Annotated in this window: 16 protein-coding genes and 1 riboswitch; of the genes, 5 read left to right on the top strand and 11 right to left on the bottom strand. The window is 72.3% G+C overall.

Annotated elements, in window-relative coordinates:
• Positions 1–90: 90 nt before the first annotated feature.
• Positions 91–3,261: a BTAD domain-containing putative transcriptional regulator gene (locus ACFCV8_RS08600; RefSeq protein WP_376684543.1), complete on the bottom strand. Its 3,171-nt coding sequence runs from the start codon at positions 3,259–3,261 to the stop codon at positions 91–93.
• Positions 3,262–3,594: 333 nt separating this feature from the next.
• Between ACFCV8_RS08600 and ACFCV8_RS08595 the strand changes: the two genes are divergently transcribed.
• From ACFCV8_RS08595 to ACFCV8_RS08585, 3 genes are all read left to right on the top strand, one after another.
• On the top strand, positions 3,595–3,996 hold the full coding sequence (locus ACFCV8_RS08595) for a hypothetical protein (RefSeq protein ID WP_376684542.1): 402 nt from the start codon (positions 3,595–3,597) through the stop codon (positions 3,994–3,996).
• Positions 3,997–4,100: 104 nt separating this feature from the next.
• Complete coding sequence (locus tag ACFCV8_RS08590) at positions 4,101–4,514, top strand: hypothetical protein (RefSeq protein WP_376684541.1); 414 nt, start codon at positions 4,101–4,103, stop codon at positions 4,512–4,514.
• A 46-nt stretch (positions 4,515–4,560) separates the two neighbouring features.
• Complete coding sequence (locus ACFCV8_RS08585; protein ID WP_376684540.1) at positions 4,561–5,085, top strand: ricin-type beta-trefoil lectin domain protein; 525 nt, start codon at positions 4,561–4,563, stop codon at positions 5,083–5,085.
• Positions 5,086–5,305: 220 nt separating this feature from the next.
• On the opposite strand, the gene ACFCV8_RS08580 is transcribed toward ACFCV8_RS08585, so the two are convergent.
• The 8 genes from ACFCV8_RS08580 to ACFCV8_RS08545 form a co-directional block, all read right to left on the bottom strand.
• Positions 5,306–5,938 carry an SGNH/GDSL hydrolase family protein gene (locus ACFCV8_RS08580; RefSeq protein ID WP_376684539.1) on the bottom strand — a complete coding sequence of 211 codons (633 nt, stop codon included), beginning with the start codon at positions 5,936–5,938 and terminating at the stop codon, positions 5,306–5,308.
• A 48-nt stretch (positions 5,939–5,986) separates the two neighbouring features.
• A complete protein-coding gene (locus ACFCV8_RS08575; protein ID WP_376684538.1) occupies positions 5,987–6,799 on the bottom strand; it encodes a sugar phosphate isomerase/epimerase family protein in 813 nt (270 codons plus the stop codon).
• The gene (locus tag ACFCV8_RS08570) at positions 6,796–8,223 is read right to left on the bottom strand and encodes a chondroitinase-B domain-containing protein (protein WP_376684537.1); all 1,428 of its coding nucleotides are present in this window, start codon (positions 8,221–8,223) and stop codon (positions 6,796–6,798) included. The genes ACFCV8_RS08575 and ACFCV8_RS08570 overlap by 4 nt, the downstream gene beginning before the upstream one ends.
• A gap of 131 nt (positions 8,224–8,354) precedes the next feature.
• Positions 8,355–9,791: a polysaccharide lyase 6 family protein gene (locus ACFCV8_RS08565; protein ID WP_376684536.1), complete on the bottom strand. Its 1,437-nt coding sequence runs from the start codon at positions 9,789–9,791 to the stop codon at positions 8,355–8,357.
• Positions 9,792–9,835: 44 nt separating this feature from the next.
• On the bottom strand, positions 9,836–11,158 hold the full coding sequence (locus ACFCV8_RS08560; protein ID WP_376684535.1) for an alpha-L-fucosidase: 1,323 nt from the start codon (positions 11,156–11,158) through the stop codon (positions 9,836–9,838).
• Between the two features lie 95 nt (positions 11,159–11,253).
• Positions 11,254–12,120 carry a carbohydrate ABC transporter permease gene (locus tag ACFCV8_RS08555; RefSeq protein ID WP_376684534.1) on the bottom strand — a complete coding sequence of 289 codons (867 nt, stop codon included), beginning with the start codon at positions 12,118–12,120 and terminating at the stop codon, positions 11,254–11,256.
• Positions 12,117–13,088 carry a carbohydrate ABC transporter permease gene (locus ACFCV8_RS08550; RefSeq protein WP_376684533.1) on the bottom strand — a complete coding sequence of 324 codons (972 nt, stop codon included), beginning with the start codon at positions 13,086–13,088 and terminating at the stop codon, positions 12,117–12,119. Before ACFCV8_RS08550 ends, ACFCV8_RS08555 begins: the two co-directional genes overlap by 4 nt.
• On the bottom strand, positions 13,085–14,413 hold the full coding sequence (locus ACFCV8_RS08545) for an extracellular solute-binding protein (protein ID WP_376684532.1): 1,329 nt from the start codon (positions 14,411–14,413) through the stop codon (positions 13,085–13,087). The genes ACFCV8_RS08550 and ACFCV8_RS08545 overlap by 4 nt, the downstream gene beginning before the upstream one ends.
• Before the next feature lie 479 nt (positions 14,414–14,892).
• On the opposite strand from ACFCV8_RS08545, the gene ACFCV8_RS08540 reads away from it, so the two are divergent.
• On the top strand, positions 14,893–15,903 hold the full coding sequence (locus tag ACFCV8_RS08540) for a hydroxyacid dehydrogenase (protein ID WP_376684531.1): 1,011 nt from the start codon (positions 14,893–14,895) through the stop codon (positions 15,901–15,903).
• Between the two features lie 143 nt (positions 15,904–16,046).
• Here the strand turns inward: ACFCV8_RS08540 and ACFCV8_RS08535 are convergent, their stop codons facing one another.
• Together ACFCV8_RS08535 and cobN are read right to left on the bottom strand one after the other, a co-directional pair.
• Positions 16,047–16,283: a hypothetical protein gene (locus tag ACFCV8_RS08535; protein WP_376684530.1), complete on the bottom strand. Its 237-nt coding sequence runs from the start codon at positions 16,281–16,283 to the stop codon at positions 16,047–16,049.
• A 117-nt stretch (positions 16,284–16,400) separates the two neighbouring features.
• The gene (cobN, locus tag ACFCV8_RS08530) at positions 16,401–19,997 is read right to left on the bottom strand and encodes a cobaltochelatase subunit CobN (protein ID WP_376684529.1); all 3,597 of its coding nucleotides are present in this window, start codon (positions 19,995–19,997) and stop codon (positions 16,401–16,403) included.
• An 89-nt stretch (positions 19,998–20,086) separates the two neighbouring features.
• Positions 20,087–20,159, bottom strand: a riboswitch (cobalamin riboswitch).
• A 114-nt stretch (positions 20,160–20,273) separates the two neighbouring features.
• On the opposite strand from cobN, the gene cobG reads away from it, so the two are divergent.
• Positions 20,274–21,599, top strand: coding sequence for a precorrin-3B synthase (gene cobG / locus ACFCV8_RS08525; protein ID WP_376684528.1), 1,326 nt, complete (start codon positions 20,274–20,276; stop codon positions 21,597–21,599).
• The last annotated feature ends 52 nt before the right edge of the window (positions 21,600–21,651 follow it).

Genomic DNA, 21,651 nt, shown 5'->3' with positions numbered 1-21,651 from the left:
GAGGCGCTTCGGAACCGGTGAGCGGGACCGTGCCCGGTGCGGCCGGACGGAGTTCCGCGCGACGTACCCCGTCCCCGCCGGGTCCGCCGTTCAGCCGCGTTCCTCCCACGCCTCCCGGCTGCCGAGGGCCCGGAAGGCCGCGTGCGCCTGGCGGCGGCTCCGCTCGGCGGCCGGGTGGTCGCCGTGCGCGGCGTGCACCTCGGCCAGGTCGCGCAGGGTACGGGCGCGCCAGAGCGGCAGGGCGAGCTGTTCCCAGAGGGCGAGCGCTTCCCGCAGCGGGCCCTCCGCGCTGTCCGGGTCTCCCCCCGCGAGATGCCACTCGCCCCGGGTGCGCAGCACCAGCGCCTCGCCGAAGCGGTCCTGCCGCTCCCGGGACACCTGCAGGCAGCGGACGAGCCGCTCGTCCGCCCGGTCCAGCAGGCCGTCCCTCAACTCGACTTTGGCCAAGGCCTGTTCGGTGTACACGACGCCCAGGGAGTCACCGAGCGAGGTGAAGATGCGCAGCGCCTCGACGAGACGGCCGGCGGCATCGGACAGAGCACCGCGCGCCCGGTCGCACAGGGCGACCGAGCGCAGGGTGAGGGCCTCGCCCTGACGGTCGCCGACCCGGCGGAACAGCTCCATGGACCTGGCCAGCGCCTCCCGGGCCCGGCCGTCGCGCCCCTGCTCGCGGTGGACGTAGCCCAGTCCGTACAGGGTGCGGGCCAGGCCCGCGTCGTCGCCGAGCGCGCCGAACCGTTCCAGGGCTGCGGTGAGGGCCTCGGACGCCTCGCCGAACCTGGCCTGTTCGCGGCGGATGGCGCCGATGCCGACCAGGGCGGTGGCGCTGCCGCGCAGCGCGTCGAGGGCGGCGTCGCCCGTCGGCCGCACGGCGTCGCCCGTGGCCGGCGCCCGCTCGTCGAACAGTCGCCGCGCACGCTCCAGGCAGCTGTACGCCTCCTCGAACCTGTCCTGCTCGTAGCGGAGTTGGCCGAGGCCGACGAGGAGCCACGCCTCGCCCTCGCCGTCTCCTTCGCGGCGCACCGCGTCCAGCGCAACGGTGTGGGTCTGCGCCCAGACGTCGAACTGGTTGTACAGGGCGGCGGAACTGGCTATCAGGGCGCCCGCCAGTGCGCGCGCGGCGTGGGTCATGCCCTGGGCGGCGCAGTGGTGGACCGCCGAGACCAGGCAGTTCTGTTCGGCGGCGAACCAGGCGGCGGGCCGGGCCAGCAGCCGGTCCTGCGCCTCCGGGGCCAGGCGGCACTCCGGATCGGGCTGCGGCAGCAGCCAGGAGGCCCCGCCGGGCCCCTGCACGGCCGCACGGTCGGAGAGCGTGAGCCAGCAGGCGACCAGCCTTCGCACGGCGCCCTCGCGTTCGGCGGAGCTCTCCTCGGCCAGGCAGCGCTCGCGGGCGTGCTCCCTGACGAGGTCGTGGATCCGGTACCGGTTCTCGCCGGTGCCGTCGGTGCCGAGCACCTCGATCAGATGGCAGTCGACGAGCCGTTCGACGGCCTCCTCCGCCTCCTCGGTGCCGATGTCGAGGAGCGGCGCGGCGATCCAGGAGGCGAAGTCGGGCAGGTCCATCAGCGCGAGGCGCCGCAACGCCCGGCGTTCGGACGGTTCGAGTTCCGCGTAACCCAGTTCGAGGCTGGTACGCACCTCCAGGTCGCCGGCCCGGAGTTCGTTGAGGCGACGGCGTTCGTCGAGGAGCCGTCCGGCGAGCTGCCCGGGGCTCCAGTGCGGTCGCGCGGCGAGCCGGGCGCCCGCGATCCGCAGGGCGAGCGGGAGCTGGCCGCACAGGGCGACGATCTCGGCGAGGCCGCCCGGCCCGGTGGGCGCGCCGGTGCGGCCCGCGACCGTGGTCAGCAGATGCAGCGCCTCGCCCGGGTCGGGCACCGCCAGGTCGAGGCGGACCGCGCCCTCAAGCGCGGTCAGCCGCCGCCGGCTGGTGATCAGCACGGCCGAGCCGGGTCCGGGCGGCACCAGGGGCCGCAGCCCGGCCTCGTCACGGGCGTTGTCCAGGATCAGCAGGATGCGGCGGCCCGCGAGCTGGGTCCGGTAGAGGCCGATCAGGTCGTCGGTTCCGGAGACCGGCTCGGGGTCGACGCCGAGCGCCCGTAACAGCCTGGCGAGGGCATCGGCGGTGGTCAGTGGGGTGGTGCCGGAGGCGCGCAGGTCGAGGAAGAGGCGGCCGTCGGGGAAGAGGTGTGCCGCCCGGTGGGCGGCATGGACGGCGAGCGCGGTCTTGCCCATGCCGGGACGGCCGGAGATGACCGCGATGGGCGGGGCGGTCCGGCCGGGGTGCCGGGCCCGGTCGAGGACCGCGGTGGCCCAGGCGACCTGCCGGGTCCGGCCGACGAAGTCGGCCACGTCCGGCGGGAGGTGGGAGGGCGGACGAGCCGTCCGGCCACCGGTCGCGGACACGCCTGGGCCGTCCGGGTCCGCCGGCGGCCGGGTTCCCGGGCCGACTCGCGCGCGGCCGGACGCGTCGGCCACGGAGGCTCGGGCCGCCCCGGGACGGCCGGCCGCGAGCGCGGTGTCGTTGCGCAGCATGGCGAGGTGGAGCGCTCGCAGTTCGGGCCCGGGGTCGAGGCCGAGGTCGGCGCGGAGTATGTCACGGCCCTCCTGGAAGACCCGCAGCGCGTCGGGCGCCCGGCCGATCCGGAACAGAGCGGTCATCAGCTGGGCGCGCGGCCGTTCGCGCAGCGGATGGGCGGCGACGTGCGCGAACAGCGGTGCGACGACCTCGGCGTCGTGCCCCGTCCTCAGCCGCAATGCGTAGAGGTGTTCCTGCGCGACGAGCCGCAGCTCCTTCAGCCGGGCCGCCTCGATCCGGGCGAAGGACTGGGTCACGCCGTCCAGGGCGTCCTGCCCGCGCCACAGGGCGAGGGCCTCGGTGAGCAGGTCGAGCGCCTCGGTCTCGCGTCCCGCGTCCGCGGCGCGCCGTCCGGCCGACAGCAGCCGTTCGAACCGGCGGGCGTCAACCTGGTCGGGGGTGAGGTCGGCGAGGTAGCCGGGGGCCCTGGTCCGGATCGCGGAGGCGGCGCCGGCCGGTGCCAGGGCGCGGCGGGCGGCGGCGACGTGCGAGGCGACCAGTGCGCTCGCGGTCGCGGGGGCGCTTTCCTCCCAGACGAGGTCCACCAGCCGTGCGGTGGACAGGACTTCACCCAGGTGCACGACGAGCGCGGCCAGCAGCGCCACGGGTCTCGATCCGCCCAGGGGCAGATCTCGGGCCCCGTCGTCCCATACCTCGACCGGCCCCAGCAGGCGCACTTCGATCATCGTCCCCCGGCAAACATCGATCCGCGCACAAGGCCTGACAACGATATCCGCGGACCGGGTGCGAGTGTCATGGATTGCAGTCAACTGTCCGGTTTCGAGTGGTCCGGTCGCGTCGGCCCTTGGCCGAGGCAGGTGGCAGGAGCGCTCCCGCCGCCTCCCGGCGCGAGCGAGTATTGGCCGGTTCCGGTGGGGTCCCCCGGCCCGGTCGCGGGCATCCGGGAAGGCGCGCCGGACGCCCCGCCCTGCGACGACCGCGCGCGAGTACCGCTCATACGGGACCGGCGCGAGCTCCGTCAGCCCTGCGACGAGAAATCACCGGACGAGGAGGCGACGATGACGAACACCCGGCGCGCGGCGATGCGTTCACCGCGGCGCGCGGTCCCGGCCGCGGCGGTCGCGACGGCCGCCGCACTGCCCCTGCTGCTCCCCACGGCGGCCGGGGCCGCCACGACGGACGCCCAGCTGTACGTGTGGGCGACCGGTGTGAACGTACGGGAATGCGCGGGGGTCTCCGCGGCCTGCCCGCCGATCAAGTACGCGCAGATCGGCAAGCGGTGGGTGACGGCCTTCTGTCAGCGCCGGAGCAGCGAGGTGGTCGACGGCCCCTACCGCAACAACTGGTGGGTGCAGGTGAACGCGGGCGGCCCGATCGGCTGGATCAGCGCGGTGTACGTGCGCGGCGGCGACAACGACCAGCCGGTGCCCGGCCTGCCCACCGATTCCGACTGCCACTGACCCCGAAGGACGGCGGCGCGGACGCTCATACGGGAGGTTCGCGGGCACCGTCTTCCGGACGACGCGTCACCATCCGTCCACCGACACCGAGAGGGGCACCCGCTGTGTCCTCGAAGTCCATGACCCGCCGGTTCTCCCTGCGGGCTCTGTGCGCCACCCTGCTCGGCCTGACCGCCGTGCTGGGCCTGATGTCCGCTCCGGCACAGGCCGCCGTCTCGACGTCCTCCGTCCACATCTGGGCCAGCCAGGTACGGGTGCGTGAGTGCCCGAGCACCAGCTGCGGCCTGGCCTCGCAGGAGCTGCTCACCAACGTCACCGTTCAGGCGTTCTGCCAGCGGTGGGGCGAACGGGTCACCGACGGCTCCTACTACAACCACTACTGGGTCGAGATCATCACACCGCAGCACTGGCTGGGCTGGGTGAGCGCCGTGTACGTCAGCGGCGGCTCCAACGACGGCCCGGTACCCGGCCCGCGGATCGAGACCGACACCAGCCCCGTGTACTGCGAGTACCCGTAGTCCACGGGGTACGGACCGACGACCGCACCGCAGGAGAGGGAACATCATGAACGTGCAGGGCCTGACGTCCGGACGGCGGCTGCGCCGGGCGGTCGTCGTCCTCGCCTCCGCCGTCTGTCTGAGCTCGGCCGTGACCGGTGTCGCCAGTGCCGGCGCCCCGTCGCCGGCCGGGAACCGGGCCGCCCCGGCCAGTCCCGTTTCGCCGGCGGCGGTCGAGCACTACGGCAACATGGCGACCGGCGGCTGCCTCGATGACAGCGCGGCCGGTTTCCGCGGCTTCCAGTGCAACAACAGCGACTACCAGAACTGGAGCATTCGGGTCTGGCAGGAGGACGGGACCCGTCAGTTCCGGAACGTCTTCACCGGCCGCTGCATGTACGGCGGTGTCGGCGCCGGGTCCCATCCGTCCACCCAGTCCTGCGACTCGTCCCAGCAGCAGAGCTGGTGGGTGTACAAGCGGGGTGACCAGGTGAGCTTCGAGAACCAGGCCACCGGCCTCTGTCTCGACGACAGCCAGTACGGCCTGCGCATGCTGGCCTGCACCTACAACCGCAACCAGACCTGGCGCTGACCACGCGCCGGAGGCCGGCGCCGGAGGACCACTGGGCAGTCCCTCCGGCGCCGGTCCGTCATGTCCGGGACAGTCCGGCCCTCCCCCCGACCGGCCGGGGGAGGCAGCGGCCTTGCACCGGGCCGGCCCGCCGGACACGATCGCCGCAACGGGGTCCGGCCGTGGACTCCCCCTCGATACGGGCGCCCCGGCACCGGGTGACGGGTGACCGGGCAGCCGGTCAGGAGGCCGGGGCGACCTCGGTGAACCAGGCGTCGGCGATCAGCCGGTGGCCGAGCGGGGTCGGGTGGACTCCGTCCCGGGCGAGTTCCGTCGCCTCCTTGTCCTCGGCGGCGCGGGACAGCACCAGGTCCGCGCGGACCAGCAGGGCGTCATGGGCGCGCGCCGACCGCAGCACCGCTTCGGTACGTGGGGTCAGGTCCTCGAACCACTCCTCCTGCCCGGGGGCGACCGGGAGCAGGAACGGGGTGATGACGACCAGCCGTGCGGAGGTCTCCCGCGCGGTCCTGGTGAGCAGCCCGTCGAGGCAGGCCTCGAACTCTTCGACGGGGCTGAGGAGTTCCTGGTCGTAGCGGCGCCAGGTGTCATTGATGCCGATCTTGACCGTGACCACGTCGGGCCGGTGCTCGATGACGTCGGTGGTCCAGCGGGGTTCGAGATCGTAGACCCGGTGGCCGCTGATGCCCCGGTTGATGACGGTGGGGCCCTGTCCGGCGCCCGCGCGGTCGCCGAGGGTGCCGGCGATCCGTTGGACGTATCCGTTGCCGAGCGAGGCCGGGTCCGTGCGGTCGCGGCCGGCGTCGGTGATGGAGTCACCGATGAAGAGCAGAGTGTCCGTGTCCTTGATGTGCATGTCCTCGCCGTCCAGTGTCGGGGTGGTGATGGGCCCGGTGCCGACCGCTCAGCGCCGGGCAGCGACGCGCCGCAGCGTATCCGCCTCGCGCGCCAGTACGGCGGGATCGTCGCCGGGCACGAATTCCATGAGTGCTTCCAGCGGGGCGCCCCGCTCGTGGAGCAGACCGAAGACGCCGCCCCACAGGCCCGCGCGCTCCGCCAGCGGCAGCCGGTGGTTGCCGGGCCACCAGGAGAAGACGTGGATCGCGCAGACCCGGTCGGCCAGTGCGGCGAGCCCGGCCAGCGCCTCCTCGTCGGGGGCGTTCTGCGGCGGCTGCCAGTAGCTGCGGAGGTTGTCCGCGCCCACCTCCTCCAGCAGCCGGACGGTGGAGGCGACGGTGTCGGTGAGGGTGCCGCCGTGGAACTCCAGCCCGAGTTCGAGTCCGTGGTCGGCGCCGGTCCGGGCCGCCTCCCGCAACGCGGCGACGGTCGCGGCGCGTTGCTCCGCGGTGGCCTCCCGCGATCCCTCGGTGCCTGCCCACACCCGTACCCGGGGAGCCCCGAGCAGCACCGCGGCGCGGGCGACCGGGGCGAAACCGTCCGGGTCGTCCGGCACGGCCCGGAAGTAGGAGCCGTACGAGCAGCAGCGCAGCCCGTGCCGTTCGGCCGCCTCACGGGCGGTGCGAACGGCGTCCGGGTCGCCGGGCGGCGCGTGCACGTCCGCGCCCCACTCGACCGCGGCCAGCCCGGCGTCCGCGGCCAGGCGGGCGACCTCGGCGGCGGGCAGCCGCCGGAAGGTGACCGAGCAGATGCCCGGGGTGATCAGCGGGGCGGGCGGCCCGCCCGGGGAGGGCGGGCCGCTCTGACGGTTCCGGCTCACGTCGCGTTCGGCCCCACGTCCGCGGTGGTGAGGGGGTGACGGAGGGCGGCCGCGGTGGAGTACTGGTCGGCGCCGATGTCGCGCTTGCTGCCGCGCGGGTCGCCGTCGATGTCGTCGGTCACGGCCGTGCCGGTCAGGGTGGCCGCGCCGATCGCCGGGCTGCCCGCCGACAGCCGGGCGACCCCGTCCGTGCCGGTGGCCAGCTTCGGGTCGGCGCGGGTGAAGCCGCCGGCCGGGATGTTGCCGTTGGCGGCCGCGCCCCACAGCAGGTTGGTCTGCCAGGTGAAGTTGGTGGTCGCCCCCATCGCGACCAGGCTGCCGGCGTCGCCGACGAGCAGGTTGTCGGCGATCACGACGTCCCGGGGCTCGTACGTCCGCGTCTCACCGGAGAGTGAACTCGCGTTGTTGTAGAGGGTGTTGTGGACGATGACCGTGCGGTCGCAGGCGTCGTTGCCGCGCCGCTCGTCCTCGGTCTCGCCCGAGTTGTGGTCACGGGTGGTGCCGCTGCCGACGACCAGGGCCCGCTTGGTCAGCCCGGCGAGGTAGTTGTTGACGACGAGGTGGTCGTTCCCGTAGATCCGCACCCCCTCCTCGCCGCCGATCAGGTGGTTTCCCTCGACCCGGGATCCGTTGCCGTGACGCAGCACGATGCCGCCGCGGCTGTTGCGGATGGTGTTGTAGCGGATGGTGTTGCCGGAGGACTTCACCGAGATCGCCTCGGGGTCGCCGTTGGCCCGCTCGAACAGGTTGTACTCCACGGTCGCGTTCGCGGCGGACAGGGCCCGTCCGCTGACGCCGAGGCGGATGCACTCGCCGCCGTTGTCCCCGGCGAAACTGTGGTCGGAGAAGTAGTTGCGGAAGATGTGGGTCTTCTGGGCCATGTCGGTCGAGCCGGGGCCGTCGACGATCAGGAAGATGCCGGTGGTCGTCTTGTTGTGGAAGTGGTTCCGGTCGATCTTCGTGTCGTCGGCCCGCACCACGACCCAGTACGGGTCGCCCGCGTCCGCGTGCTGGAAGTCGTTGCGGGTCAGCCGGATCGCGGAGCAGGTCACCGGGATCTCCAGCGTCTTGCTCTGCCGGAAGGCGAAGCCGCTGATGGTGATGTTGCTCGAATTGGCGAGGACGAAGCTGCGCTCGCCCTTGAGGACCGCGCCGCCGCGGCTCTTGGACACGATGGTGATGGGTGCGGCGCCGGTGCCGTTCTTGCCGGAGATGTTGATCGCCCCACCGGCCGGAACGGTGTACGTGCCGTCGGCCAGGATGATCCGGTCTCCGGGGGCGGCGGCGTTGATGGCGCTCTGGAGCTCGGCCAGGGTGCTGACCGGCTTGTCGGCGGCCGAGGCGACGAAGGACATCGAGGTGCTGAGGGGCACGGCGGCGAGTGCTGCCACCGCGGTGCCCCTGAGGAACGTGCGTCGTTGCATGGTGCCTCCTGTGTGGCGACGAGTACATGGCGGGCCGGTGCGTGCGGCCCCCGCGCTGGACGCACCGGTGGTGCGGGGCCGGGGAGGGGCGGCCGGTGCGGTCGGGACCGGCCGCCCCCGCCCGGCGCGGGTCAGCGGGCGAGCGGGCCGACGTCGGCCGGGGTGAGCGGCGGGGTCCGGGGCGCCCGCTTCGCGTACTGGTCCGCGCCGACGTCCCGGGTGCGGCCGCGCGGATCGCCGTCGATGTCGTGGGTGACGGGCGGGTGCCGCAGGGTGCCCGCGCCGATGGCCGGGCTGTCCGGGGCGAGCCGGGCGACCCCGTCCGCTCCCGTCACCAGCTTCGGGTCGGTGCGGGTGAAGCCGCCGGCCGGGATGTTCCCGTCGCCGGCCGCGCCCCACAGGATGTTGCCGGTCCAGGTGAACCGTACGGTGTTCGCCATCTCCACCAGTGCGCCCGAGTCCGCGACGAACAGGTTGTCCGCGACGGTCACGTCGCGCGGCTCGTGGGGCCGGTGGCTCTCGCCGGAGAGGGTGCCGTTGTTGTTCACCAGGGTGTTGTACGCGATGAGGACCCGGTCGGGTGCGTCGTTGCCGCGACGCGCCTCGGGGGTCTCGCCGGGCAGGTGGTCGCGTTCGGAGCCGCTGCCGATCACCATGGCCCGTCCGGCCAGGCCGGAAAGGTGGTTGTTCACGATCACGTGGTCGTTGCCGTAGATCCGGACACCCTCCGTGCCGGACAGGAGGTGGTTGGAGTCCACCCGGTTGCGGTTGCCGTGGCGCAGCACGATGCCGCCGAAGCTGTCGCGGATGGTGTTGTGCCGGATGATGTTGTCCGAGCTCTTGACCGAGATGGCCTCGGGGTCGCCGTTGGCGCGCTCGAACAGGTTGTACTCCACGACGGCGTGGGCGCTGGACAGGGCGCGGGGGCTGACGCCGAGCCGGATCGGCTCGCCGCCGTTGTCGCCGGGGAAGGTGTGGTCGGAGAAGTGGTTGCGGAAGATGTGGACGCGCTGCGCCATCTCCTCCGTTCCGGCGCCCTCGACGCCGAGGTAGATCCCGAGGGTGGACTTGCCGTGGAAGTGGTTGTGGTCGATGGTGCTGTCGTCCGCGCGCACCATCAGCCAGTGCAGGCCTTCGATGTCGGCGAGCTGGAAGTCGTTGCGGCTGAGCCTGATGTGCGAGCAGTTCGGCGGGAGGTCCAGGGTGGTGCTCTGGCGGAACGAGAAGCCGCTGATGGTGATGTGGCTGGAGGCGTCGAGGACGAAGCCCTGTTCACCGTCGAGGACGACGCCGCCGGGGGTCTGGGCGGTGATGGTGAGCGGGGCGTGTGCGGTGCCCCGCTTGTTCCGGACGGTGATCGGCCGGTCGGACGGGACGGTGTACCGGCCGTCCGCCAGGACGATGCGGTCGCCCGGCTTCGCCCGGTCGATCGCGGCCCGGAGTTCGTCCAGCGAGGCGACGGCGGCCGGGGCCGGGGCCGCGTTCGCGATGGACAGGCCGCTGGTGGCGGTGACGGCGAGTGCCGCCCCGGCCGCCGCGGTACCCATGAGGAACGTGCGGCGTTGCATGGTGCCTCCGTGAGTGTGGTGGTGGTTCGCGGGCCGTGCCGGTCTCAGCCGGCGGCCGGTTCGGCCCGGGTGTCCAGGAACAGCTCGATGACGGGTACGGGGGTGTCGGGGCGCTGGACGGGGATTTCGAGGGTGAGCGTTCCGGCGGGCTGGCCGCCCATCTCGGTGTTCTGCGCGGGCCGGTCGGGGTCGATGTGGACCCGGACGATCTCCGAGGCGTCGTTGAGCAGCTGGGCGTAGCGGACCCGGCCGGCGAGTCCCGGCAGGTGCAGGTGGCGCAGCGGCCAGGCGAACAGGTGGACGTAGAGCCGGTCCCCGCGCTGGGTGTAGCGGCATTCGGGGGGTGCGGTGTACGGGGAGGGGCCGCAGCCGCGTACCGCGCGCTCGTGCAGGTCCATCCAGCGGCCGATCGATTCGAGGACGGCGACGGCGCGGGGTTCGAGGTCGCCGCGCCCGGTCGGGCCAACGTTGAGGAGCAGGTTGCCGTCCTTGGAGACGCCGTCGACGAGCATCCGGATCAGCAGGTCGGCGCTCTTGTGGTCCAGGTTGTCGCGGTCGTAGCCCCAGCTGCCGTTGAGGGTCTGGCAGGCCTCCCACAGGACGGGGCGGCCGTCCTTGGTCATGGGGCCCGACGGCTGGTACTGCTCGGGGGTGATGAAGTCGCCGGGCAGGCCGGTCCGGTCGTTGACCAGGATGTGGGGCTGGAGTTCGCGGACGGTCTCCAGCAGCTTGGCGGAGTCCCAGTCGGCCGGTCCCTTGCCGCCCCACCAGATGCGGCCTTCGTAGGAGAAGTCGAAGAAGAGGTAGTCGACGCGTCCGAAGGAGGTCAGCAGTTCGCGGACCTGGCCGTGCAGATAGCGCTGGTAGTCGCGGATGTCGCGGTCCGCGTTGGCGGCCTTGAACTCCTCGTCGTCGCGCTGCGGGTGGGTGCCGTCGACGGGGAAGGACGGGTGGTGCCAGTCGATGAGGGAGTAGTAGAAGCCGACCTTGAGCCCTTCGGCGCGGCACGCCTCGACGAAGGGGCCGACGAGGTCACGGCCGTGGGGGGTGTTGGTGACCTTGTACTCGGTGAGGGCGCTGTCCCAGAGGCAGAAGCCGTCGTGGTGCTTGGTGGTGAGCACGACGTACCGCATCCCGGCGGCCTTGGCGGCCCTGGCCCATTGGGCGGGGTCGTAGCGGTCGGGGTCGAAGTGGTCGAAGTAGACCTGGTACTGCTCGTCGGTCAGCTTCTCGCGGTTCTTGACCCATTCGTGCCGGGCGGGCAGCGCGTACAGGCCCCAGTGGACGAACATGCCGAACCGGTCGGTGGTGAACCAGGTGGTGTCGGGGGTCTGGGGTGCGGCGGGGGTCTCGGCGCTCGGGGGCATGGGCATCGTTCCTTGTCGTCGGCGCCCGGCGGGGGTCCGGTGCGCTGGCAAAGGGGGCGGGCGGTACGGGTCGGTCGGGGCGGGGCGCCGCCGGGTCAGCCCTTCAGTGCGCCGGAGGACAGTCCGTGCACGAAGGAGCGCTGGAAGAAGAGGAAGACGATCACGGACGGCAGCAGCGCCAGCAGCGAGGCGGCCATCACCACGCCGGGGGTGACGGAGGGGTCGATCCGCAGGGTGCGCAGCGCCAGCGGGAGGGTGTACGAGGAGGAGTCGGTGGAGACCAGGAGGGGCAGCAGGTACTGGTCCCAGATCATGGTGAAGCCGAAGACTCCGATGACACCGAGCGCGGGCTTGCACATCGGGAGGATGATCTGCGCGAAGATGCGCAGGTCTCCGGCGCCGTCGATCCGGGCGGCCTCCTCCAGCTCCCGGGGCACGTCCTTCATGAACTCGGTCATCACCAGGATGGAGAATCCCCAGGCGCCGAGCGGGACGATCATTCCGGCGAGGGTGCCGATGAGGTTGAAGCGGACGACCGGGAGGTCGGACAGGATCACGGAGAGCGGGAGGGCCAGGATCTCCTCGGGCAGCATCAGGGTGGCGAGGATGGCGACCAGTACCAGGGTCATCCCCGGGAAGACCTTCCGGGCCAGGGCGTATCCGGCCAGGACGGAGACGGCCACCTGGAGCAGCAGTCCGAAGCCGACCACGAAGAAGGAGTTCAGCAGGTAGCCGAGCACGCCCTGGTCGAAGGCGACCTCGAAGTTGTCCAGGGTGGCGCCGGAGGGGATGACGCTCAGCTGTGTCGGGTCCTTGACCTGGCTGAAGGCGCTGACCAGCAGGGCGAGCAGCGGCCCGGCGAAGACGATCAGGACGAGCAGGTAGGTGACGGCCTTCAGGATCCGCCCGCCGGGGCTCCGGCTCTCGGTCAGGCCCAGCGCGGTCTCGGTCGGCCCGTTCATTTGCTCTCTCTCCGTCGCAGCAGGTGGACGACGACGGTCAGGACCAGCGTCGCGAGGAACAGCAGGACGGCTCCCGCCGCGCCGACGCCGAGCCGGTTCTGCTCCAGCCCGAGCTTGTAGATCAGGGTCATCACGACCTCGGTGGACCCGTCGGGTCCGCCGTTGGTGAGCAGGAACACCTCGGTGAACACCCGCAGTCCGCGGATGGCGGCGAGGATGAAGAGGATCGAGAAGACCGAGCGCAGTCCGGGGACCGTCACGTGCCAGACCCGCTGGAACCGGGAGGCGCCGTCCACCTTCGCGGCCTCGTACAGGCCCCGGTCCACACTGGTCAGACCGGCCAGGAAGATCATCATGTCGTAGGGGGCGCCCCGCCAGATGCCGGTGACCATGATGGAGGCCATCGACGAGTCGGGGTCGTTGATGAATCCGGAGGGCCCCAGCCCCACGAGGCCGAGGAGGGAGTTGAGCATGCCGTCCGAGCTGGGGTGGTACATGATCCGCCAGAGCTCGGCGACGACCGCGATCGGCACCACCACCGGCAGGAACGCGGCGGAGCGTACGAACCCCAGCCGCCGTCCCTGGCCCTCCATCAGCAGCGCGAGGACCAGGCCGAGGGCCATCGATCCGGCGGTCTGTCCGGCGGCCAGGACCACGGTGTGCCAGGCGGCTTCGCGGAAGCCGTCGGACTGGAGCACCGTGGCGTAGTTGTCGGTGCCGACCCACCTGTTGCCGAGGTAGGGCTGGACGTCCTGGAAGGACATGGTCAGGGCGCTGACCATGGGGATGAACTTGAAGTACAGGAAGAGCAGCAGGGCCGGGGCCAGGAAGAGCCACGGTGTCCACCGGCGGCCGGAGCGGGGGCTGTGCCCGCGGCGGCCGGCGGACCCGCCGGCCGCGCGGCGCGTCTTGCGGGGGGCGGGCCCGGCCGTGGGCAGGGTGGCCGGGCCCGCCTGGTCGAGACTCATGACGCGGCGATTCCCTGTTCCTGGAGGATGTCGGCGAGCTGCTTGTCCAGCGCCTTGAGCTTGGTGGCGGTGTCCAGGTCGCAGTCGGCCATCAGCGCGTTGACGGCGTCGGCGGTGGTCTGCCGCACCGGGGTCCAGTTCGGGATGGACGGCGCGTAGCGGCCGGAGTCCTGGTAGATGTCCGCGTAGGTCTTCCAGCGCGGGTCGGGGCGGACCTGGGAGATGTCGACCGTCTTGTTGACGGGGAGCTGGACGGTGAAGCCGGTCTCGCCTTCCATGCCGGTCTTCTGGCCCTCCGCGGAGAGCGCGAAGTCGGCGAAGGCGTCCTGGCCCTTCGTGTTCTCGGAGCCCGCCATCAGGTAGACGGAGCCGCCCTCGGCGAGCACGGTGGCGTCCTTGGGCCCCTTGGGCATCGGGACGACCTCGTACTTGTCCTTGCCGAGGGTCTCGTCGAAGCGGGGCAGCAGGTACGGGCCGACGACGAACATGCCGGTCCGGCCGGCCTCGAAGGTCTCGTTGGTGGGCGGCGTCTCCATGGTCACGGCGCCGGGCTGGATGACCTTCTTCTTGCACCCGAGGTCGCGGAACCACTGCACGGCCCGGACCGATTCCTCGGTGGTCATCGCCGGCTTGTACTTCCCGCCACCGGTGTCGGTGATGAAGTCCCCGCCCGCCGCCCAGAGGAAGTTGGAGAAGTACCAGGAGGCGTATCCGCGCTTGGTGGACAGCGGGGCGGCGAGGCCGTACGTGTTGTTCTTGCCGTCGCCGTCGGGGTCCTTGGTGGTGAACGCCTCGGCCATGGCGGCGAAGTCGTCCCAGCTCGCCGGGACATCCAGCTTCAGCTTCTCCCGCCAGTCCTTGCGGATGAGGAGGGCCGAGGCCTGGGCCGAGTACGGCAGGCCGAACTGCTTGCCGTCCACGCTCTTGCCGGAGTCCAGGCCCTGGCCGACGACCTCCTTGCCGTTCTTGAGCTTGTCCAGGTCGATCTCCCGCAGCAGGCCCTGGCTGTGCATGGCACCGAGCTGCGTCACGTCGTTCATGACGATGTCGGGGAGGTTCTTCTGCGCGGCCCGCTGCTGGAGCTTGGTCTCGAAGTCGTCGAAGATCGCCGTGACCTCGACCTTGAAGCCGGTGGACTTCTCGAAGGCGGCGGCGAGCCTGAGCGCGCCCTGCTCGCCCGGTCCGCCCGGTGTCGTCCGGGTCCACAGTTCGAGCGGTGCCTTCGGGTTCTGCTTGGCATCCACTCCCGCAGGCCCGGAACTACAGCTGGTGAGGACCAGTGCGGAAGCGAGAACACCCGCACCGATCCACCGCGATCTCTGCATGACAACTCCTGTTTTCGCCGCATCACAGCTGGCCTGGAAAGCGCTTGCTCGGACGCTAACGGGGTCCGAATCCGTGGTCAATAGTCCGATGAATGCAAAGTCTCGCGAAGATGAACACGCCACCGGCCGCACCGGCTCACTACTGGCCATCGCCGGAGCGAGAACCCGAAGAAGCCTGCCCCTCCGCATGAAAACACCTGGTGACAGGGGAATTTAGCTGCCTACGGCAACGATCTCCTGCTGCCCTCCCACCACACTCCGACGCGATCAGTACGGCAGCCGCGACGATCGGACGATCAGATCTCATCCGAGGTCTTCTCAATCATCCGATGTATCGTGCTGCACATCCATCAGTCATGGCAATGAACAAGCCACGCCAATCTTCACCATCCGATCAGACATTTCCCTACGCAACCGATCAGAAGTCATGGGCCGGTCCGCTGACGGCCCGTCCGCGCAGAGCCGAGGAGCACATCGCCATGAACGAGCCGGCACACCGACCCACCGCCCTGTTGGTCATGGAGGAGGAGCGCAGGGCGGACGTCTACCCCCCCGACGTCCTGGCCGAGATCGGCCGCCTCGCCCGGCTGCAGGCGCCGCCCCTGACGCGGCAGCAGCTCGATGCCGCTCCCGACGCGCTGCGCGAGGTCGAGGTCCTGCTCACGGGCTGGGGCGCGCCGGTCCTGGACGCCGCTTTCCTGTCGCACGCCCCCCGGCTGCGGGCGGTCCTCGTGGCCGCGGGCTCCGTACGGCACCTGACCACGCCCGAGTTCTGGGCGCGCGAGGTACCGATCGTCTCCGCCGCCTCGGCCAACGCCGTACCGGTGGCGGAGTTCACCCTCGCCCAGGTCCTGCTGGGGCTCAAGCACACGCACCGCCTCACCCGGGAGATGGCGAGCGCCCGCCGCTTCCCGTCCGACCCCCGGGTGCCGGGCGCCTACCGGTCACGCGTGGGCCTGCTCGGGCTCGGGCACATCGGCCGTCTGGTCGCCTCCCACCTCGGCCGCTTCGACGTCGAGGTACTGGCCACCGATCCGCTCGCCTCCCCGGGCGCCGCGCGGGAGGCCGGCGTCCGGCTGGTCGGCATCGAGGAGCTCTTCGCCACCAGCCATGTCGTCAGCCTGCACGCCCCGTTGCTGCCCGGGACCCGCGGCTCGGTCGGGGCCCGGCTGCTGGCCTCGATGACCCCGGGGGCGACCCTGATCAACACCGCGCGCGGCGCACTCGTCGACGAGGCCGCCGCGGCGGAGGTCCTGCGCGCCAGGCCCGACCTCACCGCCGTACTCGATGTCACGCATCCGGAGCCTCCCGCCCATGACTCGCCACTGTTCACCCTTCCCAACGTGGTCCTGACACCCCACATCGGTGGTGCCCTCGGGGCCGAACGTCATCGTCTCGGAGAGCTTGTGCTCGACGAACTCCGACGCTTTATACATGACCTGCCTTTCGCGCACGCGATCGATCCGGACCGCGCGGCGTCGCTGGCCTGAGGCCGTAAGCGCCGTTGTCCCAGGTGCGGCCCCGGTACGGCGGGGCCGCACGCACAACGTCAGCGAAACGTCAGCGAAACGTCAGTACGAGGGAGAACAGTTCGAGGTGGCGGCCGGGCGGGCCCCGCGCCGCCCGCCGGTGCTCAGTGCGTCCGCCAGGTGAGCTTGTCGCCGCCCACCCAGCGCACCACACCGGGATCGTCGAGGTCGTGGATGCGGATTCCGGCGGCCGAGGCGATGGCGAGTACGTCCAGCATCGACGTCGCCTCGCCGACGACCTCCCCGTCGATCTCCACCAGACGGAAGGGCGGGTCGGTGCGCTGTACCCCCAGCACGACGATCCGGGGCATGGCGATACGAGGGCTGTTGCTTTCGGTCATGCCAGGATCGCTTCCACGCGACGGGCGACACTATGCCCAAGATCGGAATGAGTGACTCCGTCCCCGTCGGGACGGGGCGGGGCGGCCGGGCCGCCGTCCGGCGGCCCGGCCATCCCGTCAGTCCTCACCCTCCAGGCTGCCCTCCGTCTCCAGGTACGCCTGGCGCAGCGCTTCCAGGACCGCCGGGTCGGGCTTGGCCCACATGCCCCGCGACTCCGCCTCCAGCAGGCGTTCGGCGATGCCGTGCAGGGCCCAGGGGTTGGCCTGCTGGAGGAATTCCCGGTTGACCGGGTCGAGGACGTACGTCTCGGTGAGCTTGTCGTACATCCAGTCGGCGATCACACCGGTCGTCGCGTCGTAACCGAAGAGGTAGTCGACGGTGGCGGCCAGTTCGAAGGCGCCCTTGTATCCGTGGCGCCGCATCGCCTCGATCCACTTGGGGTTCACCACCCGGGCCCGGAAGACCCGGGAGGTCTCCTCGACAAGGGTGCGGGTGCGGACCGTCTCGGGGCGGGTGGAGTCACCGATGTACGCCTCCGGGGCGGTGCCCCGGAGCGCGCGGACGGTGGCCACCATGCCGCCGTGGTACTGGAAGTAGTCGTCCGAGTCGGCGATGTCGTGCTCGCGGGTGTCGGTGTTCTTGGCCGCGACCGCGATCCGCTTGTACGCGGTCTCCATCTCCTCGCGGGCCGGGCGGCCGTCCAGCTCGCGCCCGTAGGCGTAGCCGCCCCACACCGTGTAGACCTCGGCGAGGTCCGCGTCGGTGCGCCAGTCGCGGGAGTCGATGAGCTGGAGCAGACCGGCACCGTACGTGCCGGGGCGGGAGCCGAAGATACGGGTGGTGGCGCGCCGCTCGTCGCCGTGCGCGGCGAGGTCGGCCTGGGCGTGGGCGCGTACGTGGTTCTGCTCGGCCGGCTCGTCCAGGGAGGCGACGAGCCGGACCGCGTCGTCCAGGAGGCCGATGGTGTGCGGGAAGGCGTCGCGGAAGAAGCCGCTGATGCGGAGGGTGACGTCGATGCGGGGGCGGCCCAGTTCGGCGGGCGCGATCGCCTCCAGTCCGGTGACCCGGCGCGAGGCGTCGTCCCACACCGGCCGGACACCGAGCAGGGCGAAGGCCTCCGCCACGTCGTCGCCCGCGGTCCGCATGGCGCTGGTGCCCCACAGGGACAGGCCGACCGAGGTGGGCCAGTCGCCGTTGTCTGCGCGGTAGCGCTCCAGCAGCGAGTCGGCCAGCGCCTGGCCGGTCTCCCAGGCGAGGCGCGAGGGCACGGCCTTGGGGTCGACGGAGTAGAAGTTGCGGCCGGTCGGCAGGACGTTGACCAGGCCGCGCAGCGGGGAGCCGGAAGGCCCGGCGGGCACGAACCCGCCGTCCAGCGCGTGCAGGGCGTGGTCGAGTTCGGCGGTGGTGGCGGCCAGCCTCGGCACCACCTCGCGGGCCGCGAAGGCGAGGATGTCGGCGACCGCCTCCGGCTGCCCTGCCGCGACCTCGGCGACCGCCTCCGGCGCCCAGTCCGCGTCCTCCATCGCCTGGACCAGCGCGCGGGCCCGCTCCTCCGCCTCGTCGGCGGTGATCCGGGTCGCGGCGGACTCGTCGAGCCCCAGCGCCTCCCGCAGCCCCGGCAACGAGGCCGTACCGCCCCAGATCTGACGGGCCCGCAGGATCGCCAGGACGAGGTTGACCCGGTCAGCGCCCTGGGGGGCGCCACCGAGGACATGGAGACCGTCGCGGATCTGGACGTCCTTGATCTCGCAGAGCCAGCCGTCCAGATGCATGATGAAGTCGTCGAAGCCCTCGTCCTCGGGCCGGCCCTCGACGCCGAGGTCGTGGTCGAGCTTGGCGGCCTGGATCAGGGTCCAGATCTGGGCGCGGATCGCCGGGAGCTTCGCCGGGTCCATCGCGGCGATCTGGGCGTGCTCGTCCAGGAGCTGTTCGAGCCGGGCGATGTCCCCGTAGCTGTCGGCCCGTGCCATCGGCGGCACCAGGTGGTCGACGAGGGTGGCGTGCACCCGGCGCTTGGCCTGGGTGCCCTCGCCGGGGTCGTTGACCAGGAACGGGTAGATCAGCGGGAGGTCGCCGAGCGCGGCGTCCGGGCCGCAGGCGGCGGAGAGTCCGGCGTTCTTGCCGGGCAGCCACTCCAGATTGCCGTGCTTGCCGAGGTGGATCATCGCGTCGGCACCGAAACCGTTGTCGTCGGCGCGGGCGGCGATCCAGCGGTAGGCGGCGAGATAGTGGTGCGAGGGCGGCAGGTCCGGGTCGTGGTAGATCGCGATCGGGTTCTCGCCGAAGCCGCGCGGCGGCTGGATGAGGATCAGAAGGTTGCCGAACCGCAGGGCGGCGAGCACGATGTCGCCGTCCGGGTTGCCGGACCGGTCCACGAACATCTCGCCGGGGGCGGGGCCCCAGTGCTCCTCGACGGCCTCGCGCAGCTCGGCCGGGAGCGTGGCGTACCAGCGCCGGTAGTCGGCGGCCGGGATACGGACGGGGTTGCGGGCCAGTTGCTCCTCGGTGAGCCACTCCTGGTCGTGACCGCCCGCCTCGATCAGCGCGCGGATCAGCTCGTCGCCGTCGCCCGACACCAGGCCGGGGATCTCCTGCGTACCGAAGTCGTAGCCCGCCTCGAGGAGCCGGCGCAGCAGGGCGACGGCGCTGGCGGGGGTGTCGAGCCCGACGGCGTTGCCGATCCGGGAGTGCTTGGTCGGGTACGCGGAGAGCACCAGCGCGATCCGCTTCTCGGCGGCCGGGATGTGGCGCAGCCGAGCGTGGCGCACGGCGATCCCGGCGACGCGGGCGGCGCGTTCGGTGTCGGCGACGTAGGCGGGCAGCCCGTCCTCGTCGATCTCCTTGAAGGAGAAGGGAACGGTGATCAGGCGGCCGTCGAACTCGGGCACCGCGATCTGGCTGGCGGCGTCGAGCGGGGAGACGCCCTCGTCGTTGTCCTCCCAGTCGGTGCGCGATCCGGTCAGGCAGAGGGCCTGGAGGATGGGGACGTCGAGGCCGCTGAGGACGCCCGCGTCCCAGGACTCGTCGTCACCTCCCGCCGATGCCTCGGCCGGGCGGGTGCCGCCCGCGGCGAGGACGGTCGTCACGATCGCGTCGGCGGCGCGGAGCGCCTCGATGAGTTCGGGTTCGGGGCTGCGCAGCGAGGCGACGTACAGCGGCAGCGGGCGGGCGCCCGCCTCCTCGACGGCCCGGCACAACGCCTCGACGAAGGCGGTGTTGCCGCTCATGTGGTGGGCGCGGTAGTAGAGAACGGCGACGACGGGGCCGTCGGTGCGGTGTGCGGTGCGCTCCAGCGGGCCCCAGGAGGGGGCCGGGGCGGGCGGCTCGAAGCCGTGCCCGGTGAGCAGCACGGTGTCGGAGAGGAAGCGGGCGAGCTGGTCCAGGTTGGCGGGCCCGCCGTGGGCCAGGTAGGCGTGGGCCTCGGCGGCGATGCCGACGGGGACGGTGGAGGCGGCCATCAGCTGGGCGTCGGGGGCCTGTTCGCCGGTGAGGACGACGACCGGGCGGCCGGTGGCGAGCACCTGGTCGAGCCCGTCCTGCCAGGCCCGTACTCCGCCGAGGAGGCGGACCACGACCAGGTCGGCGCCGTCCAGGAGTTCCGGGAGGTCCTGGAGCGGAAGGCGGGAGGGGTTGGCGTAGCGGTAGGGAACCGGGCCGTCCGATGCGCGGGCGCTGAGCAGGTCGGTGTCGGACGTCGACAGGAGCAGGATCATGCGGCGTCGAGCCTTCCTCGGGGTGTCCACGCCCCGGGCGGTGTCGGATGGAGCACCCCTGCCCGAACGGGCCGGGGGTCCGGTGAGGGGAGTTCCTGACTCACCCGGCCGTGGCCGGGCTCACAGTGGCGGGACCGTGCCGGAATCGCACCGGACTTCCTCCCCTTGTCGCCGTCTGTGGCGACGACGTGCCGGATGGCACGTCACTAGGCATAGTAAGGGCCGGTCGGCCGGAAGGGGCAGGCGCATCCGTTCGGATCCGTCCGGATCGTCGGTATGCTCGCCGCCATGCCCCCACCTGCCACTTCTTCACCCGCGCCGTCGGGCGCCCCGTCGCACCGGGGCCGTGGTGACGCCTGCCCCGGCGCGCTGCGGCTGCACCGGGCGGACGACGGTGCGCTGGCCCGGATCCGGGTGCCCGGCGGTCTGCTGACGGCGGCCCAGGCCGATGCCCTGGGGGCCGCGGCGAACGGCCTCGGCGATGGTGAGGTGCATCTCACTTCGCGCGGCAACGTCCAGCTGCGCGGGCTCGGTCCGGAGTGCGGCGGCGAGCTGGCCGAACGGCTGGGCGCGGCGGGGTTGCTGCCCTCCGCACGCCACGAGCGGGTACGCAACATCGTCGCGTCGCCGCTCAGTGGCCTCGACGGCCACGGCGCACGGGACGTTGGGACCTGGTTGTCCGGACTCGACGCGCTGTTGTGCGCCGACGACGGGGCGGCCGGCCTGTCCGGCAGGTTCCTGTTCGTGCTCGACGACGGCCGCGGCGATGTGGACGCGCTGGGCGGCGATGTGTCGTTGCTCGCCCGGGACGACACGTCGGCGCTGCTGCGGGTCGGTGCGGCCGAGACCGTGCTGCGCGTCCCCGGGGCGTTGGCACCACGCGCCGCGCTGGTGGCGGCCGCCGCCTTCCTGGAGCGGGCCTCGGACACCGGGGCCTGGCGGGTGTCCGACCTGCCCTCCGGTGGTGACGGCCTCCTCGATCTGGTCGCGGAACGCTTGCGGGAAGCGGGAGTTGACGTCGCGGCGGCCGAGCACCGGAGCCGGCCGGGGCGTTGTGACGGGCCCGGCAGCGGGATCGTGACCGGCCCCTCGTCCGGGTCGGCCACGCTGTCGGCCGGGCTGCCGCTGGGGCGCGCCACGTCCGCGCAGTGGCGGGCGCTGGTGGACACCGCCCGGCACGAGGGCCGCGGCGAGCTGCGGCTGACCCCGTGGCGCGGCGTCGTCGTTCCGGGGGTGGAACCGGGCCGGGCGGCGAAGGCGCTGGACGCGCTGGGGGCGGCCGGTCTCGTCGTCTCGCCCGACTCCCCCTGGACCGGGGTGGGTGCCTGTATCGGCCGGCCCGGCTGCGCCAGGTCGCTGGCCGACGTACGGGCCGACGCGGCGGCCGCGGTGGGGGCCGCGGGACCGCTGCCGGTGTACTGGTCCGGATGCGAACGCCGGTGCGGCCACCCCCGCGGCACCTGGGTCGACGTCGTGGCCACTCCCGGCGGTCACCTCGTCCACGTCGTCCGGGACGGGGAGCGGGCCGAGCCCGTGCCGGCCGCCGACGGGCCGGACGGGCTCGCCGCCGCGGTGGCCGCGGCCCGCCGCGACCACGGCTGATCCCGCCCCGCCCCACTCCCCCGTACCCGAACCGTTGCATGTCCCAGGAAGA

Origin of the sequence: Streptomyces sp. NPDC056347, assembly GCF_042262625.1 — a bacterium.
Lineage (GTDB): Bacteria > Actinomycetota > Actinomycetes > Streptomycetales > Streptomycetaceae > Streptomyces.
This window is presented reverse-complemented; position numbering and strand designations above follow the sequence as displayed.

What these genes read in the sequence shown, in the direction of transcription:
- ACFCV8_RS08600 (WP_376684543.1), bottom strand. Translation starts at nt 3,261, where the DNA reads ATGATCGAAGTGCGCCTGCTGGGGCCGGTCGAGGTATGGGACGACGGG.
- ACFCV8_RS08595 (WP_376684542.1), top strand. Translation starts at nt 3,595, where the DNA reads ATGACGAACACCCGGCGCGCGGCGATGCGTTCACCGCGGCGCGCGGTC.
- ACFCV8_RS08585 (WP_376684540.1), top strand. Translation starts at nt 4,561, where the DNA reads ATGAACGTGCAGGGCCTGACGTCCGGACGGCGGCTGCGCCGGGCGGTC.
- ACFCV8_RS08580 (WP_376684539.1), bottom strand. Translation starts at nt 5,938, where the DNA reads ATGCACATCAAGGACACGGACACTCTGCTCTTCATCGGTGACTCCATC.
- ACFCV8_RS08570 (WP_376684537.1), bottom strand. Translation starts at nt 8,223, where the DNA reads ATGCAACGACGCACGTTCCTCAGGGGCACCGCGGTGGCAGCACTCGCC.
- ACFCV8_RS08565 (WP_376684536.1), bottom strand. Translation starts at nt 9,791, where the DNA reads ATGCAACGCCGCACGTTCCTCATGGGTACCGCGGCGGCCGGGGCGGCA.
- ACFCV8_RS08560 (WP_376684535.1), bottom strand. Translation starts at nt 11,158, where the DNA reads ATGCCCCCGAGCGCCGAGACCCCCGCCGCACCCCAGACCCCCGACACC.
- ACFCV8_RS08555 (WP_376684534.1), bottom strand. Translation starts at nt 12,120, where the DNA reads ATGAACGGGCCGACCGAGACCGCGCTGGGCCTGACCGAGAGCCGGAGC.
- ACFCV8_RS08550 (WP_376684533.1), bottom strand. Translation starts at nt 13,088, where the DNA reads ATGAGTCTCGACCAGGCGGGCCCGGCCACCCTGCCCACGGCCGGGCCC.
- ACFCV8_RS08545 (WP_376684532.1), bottom strand. Translation starts at nt 14,413, where the DNA reads ATGCAGAGATCGCGGTGGATCGGTGCGGGTGTTCTCGCTTCCGCACTG.
- ACFCV8_RS08540 (WP_376684531.1), top strand. Translation starts at nt 14,893, where the DNA reads ATGAACGAGCCGGCACACCGACCCACCGCCCTGTTGGTCATGGAGGAG.
- ACFCV8_RS08535 (WP_376684530.1), bottom strand. Translation starts at nt 16,283, where the DNA reads ATGACCGAAAGCAACAGCCCTCGTATCGCCATGCCCCGGATCGTCGTG.
- cobN (WP_376684529.1), bottom strand. Translation starts at nt 19,997, where the DNA reads ATGATCCTGCTCCTGTCGACGTCCGACACCGACCTGCTCAGCGCCCGC.
- cobG (WP_376684528.1), top strand. Translation starts at nt 20,274, where the DNA reads ATGCTCGCCGCCATGCCCCCACCTGCCACTTCTTCACCCGCGCCGTCG.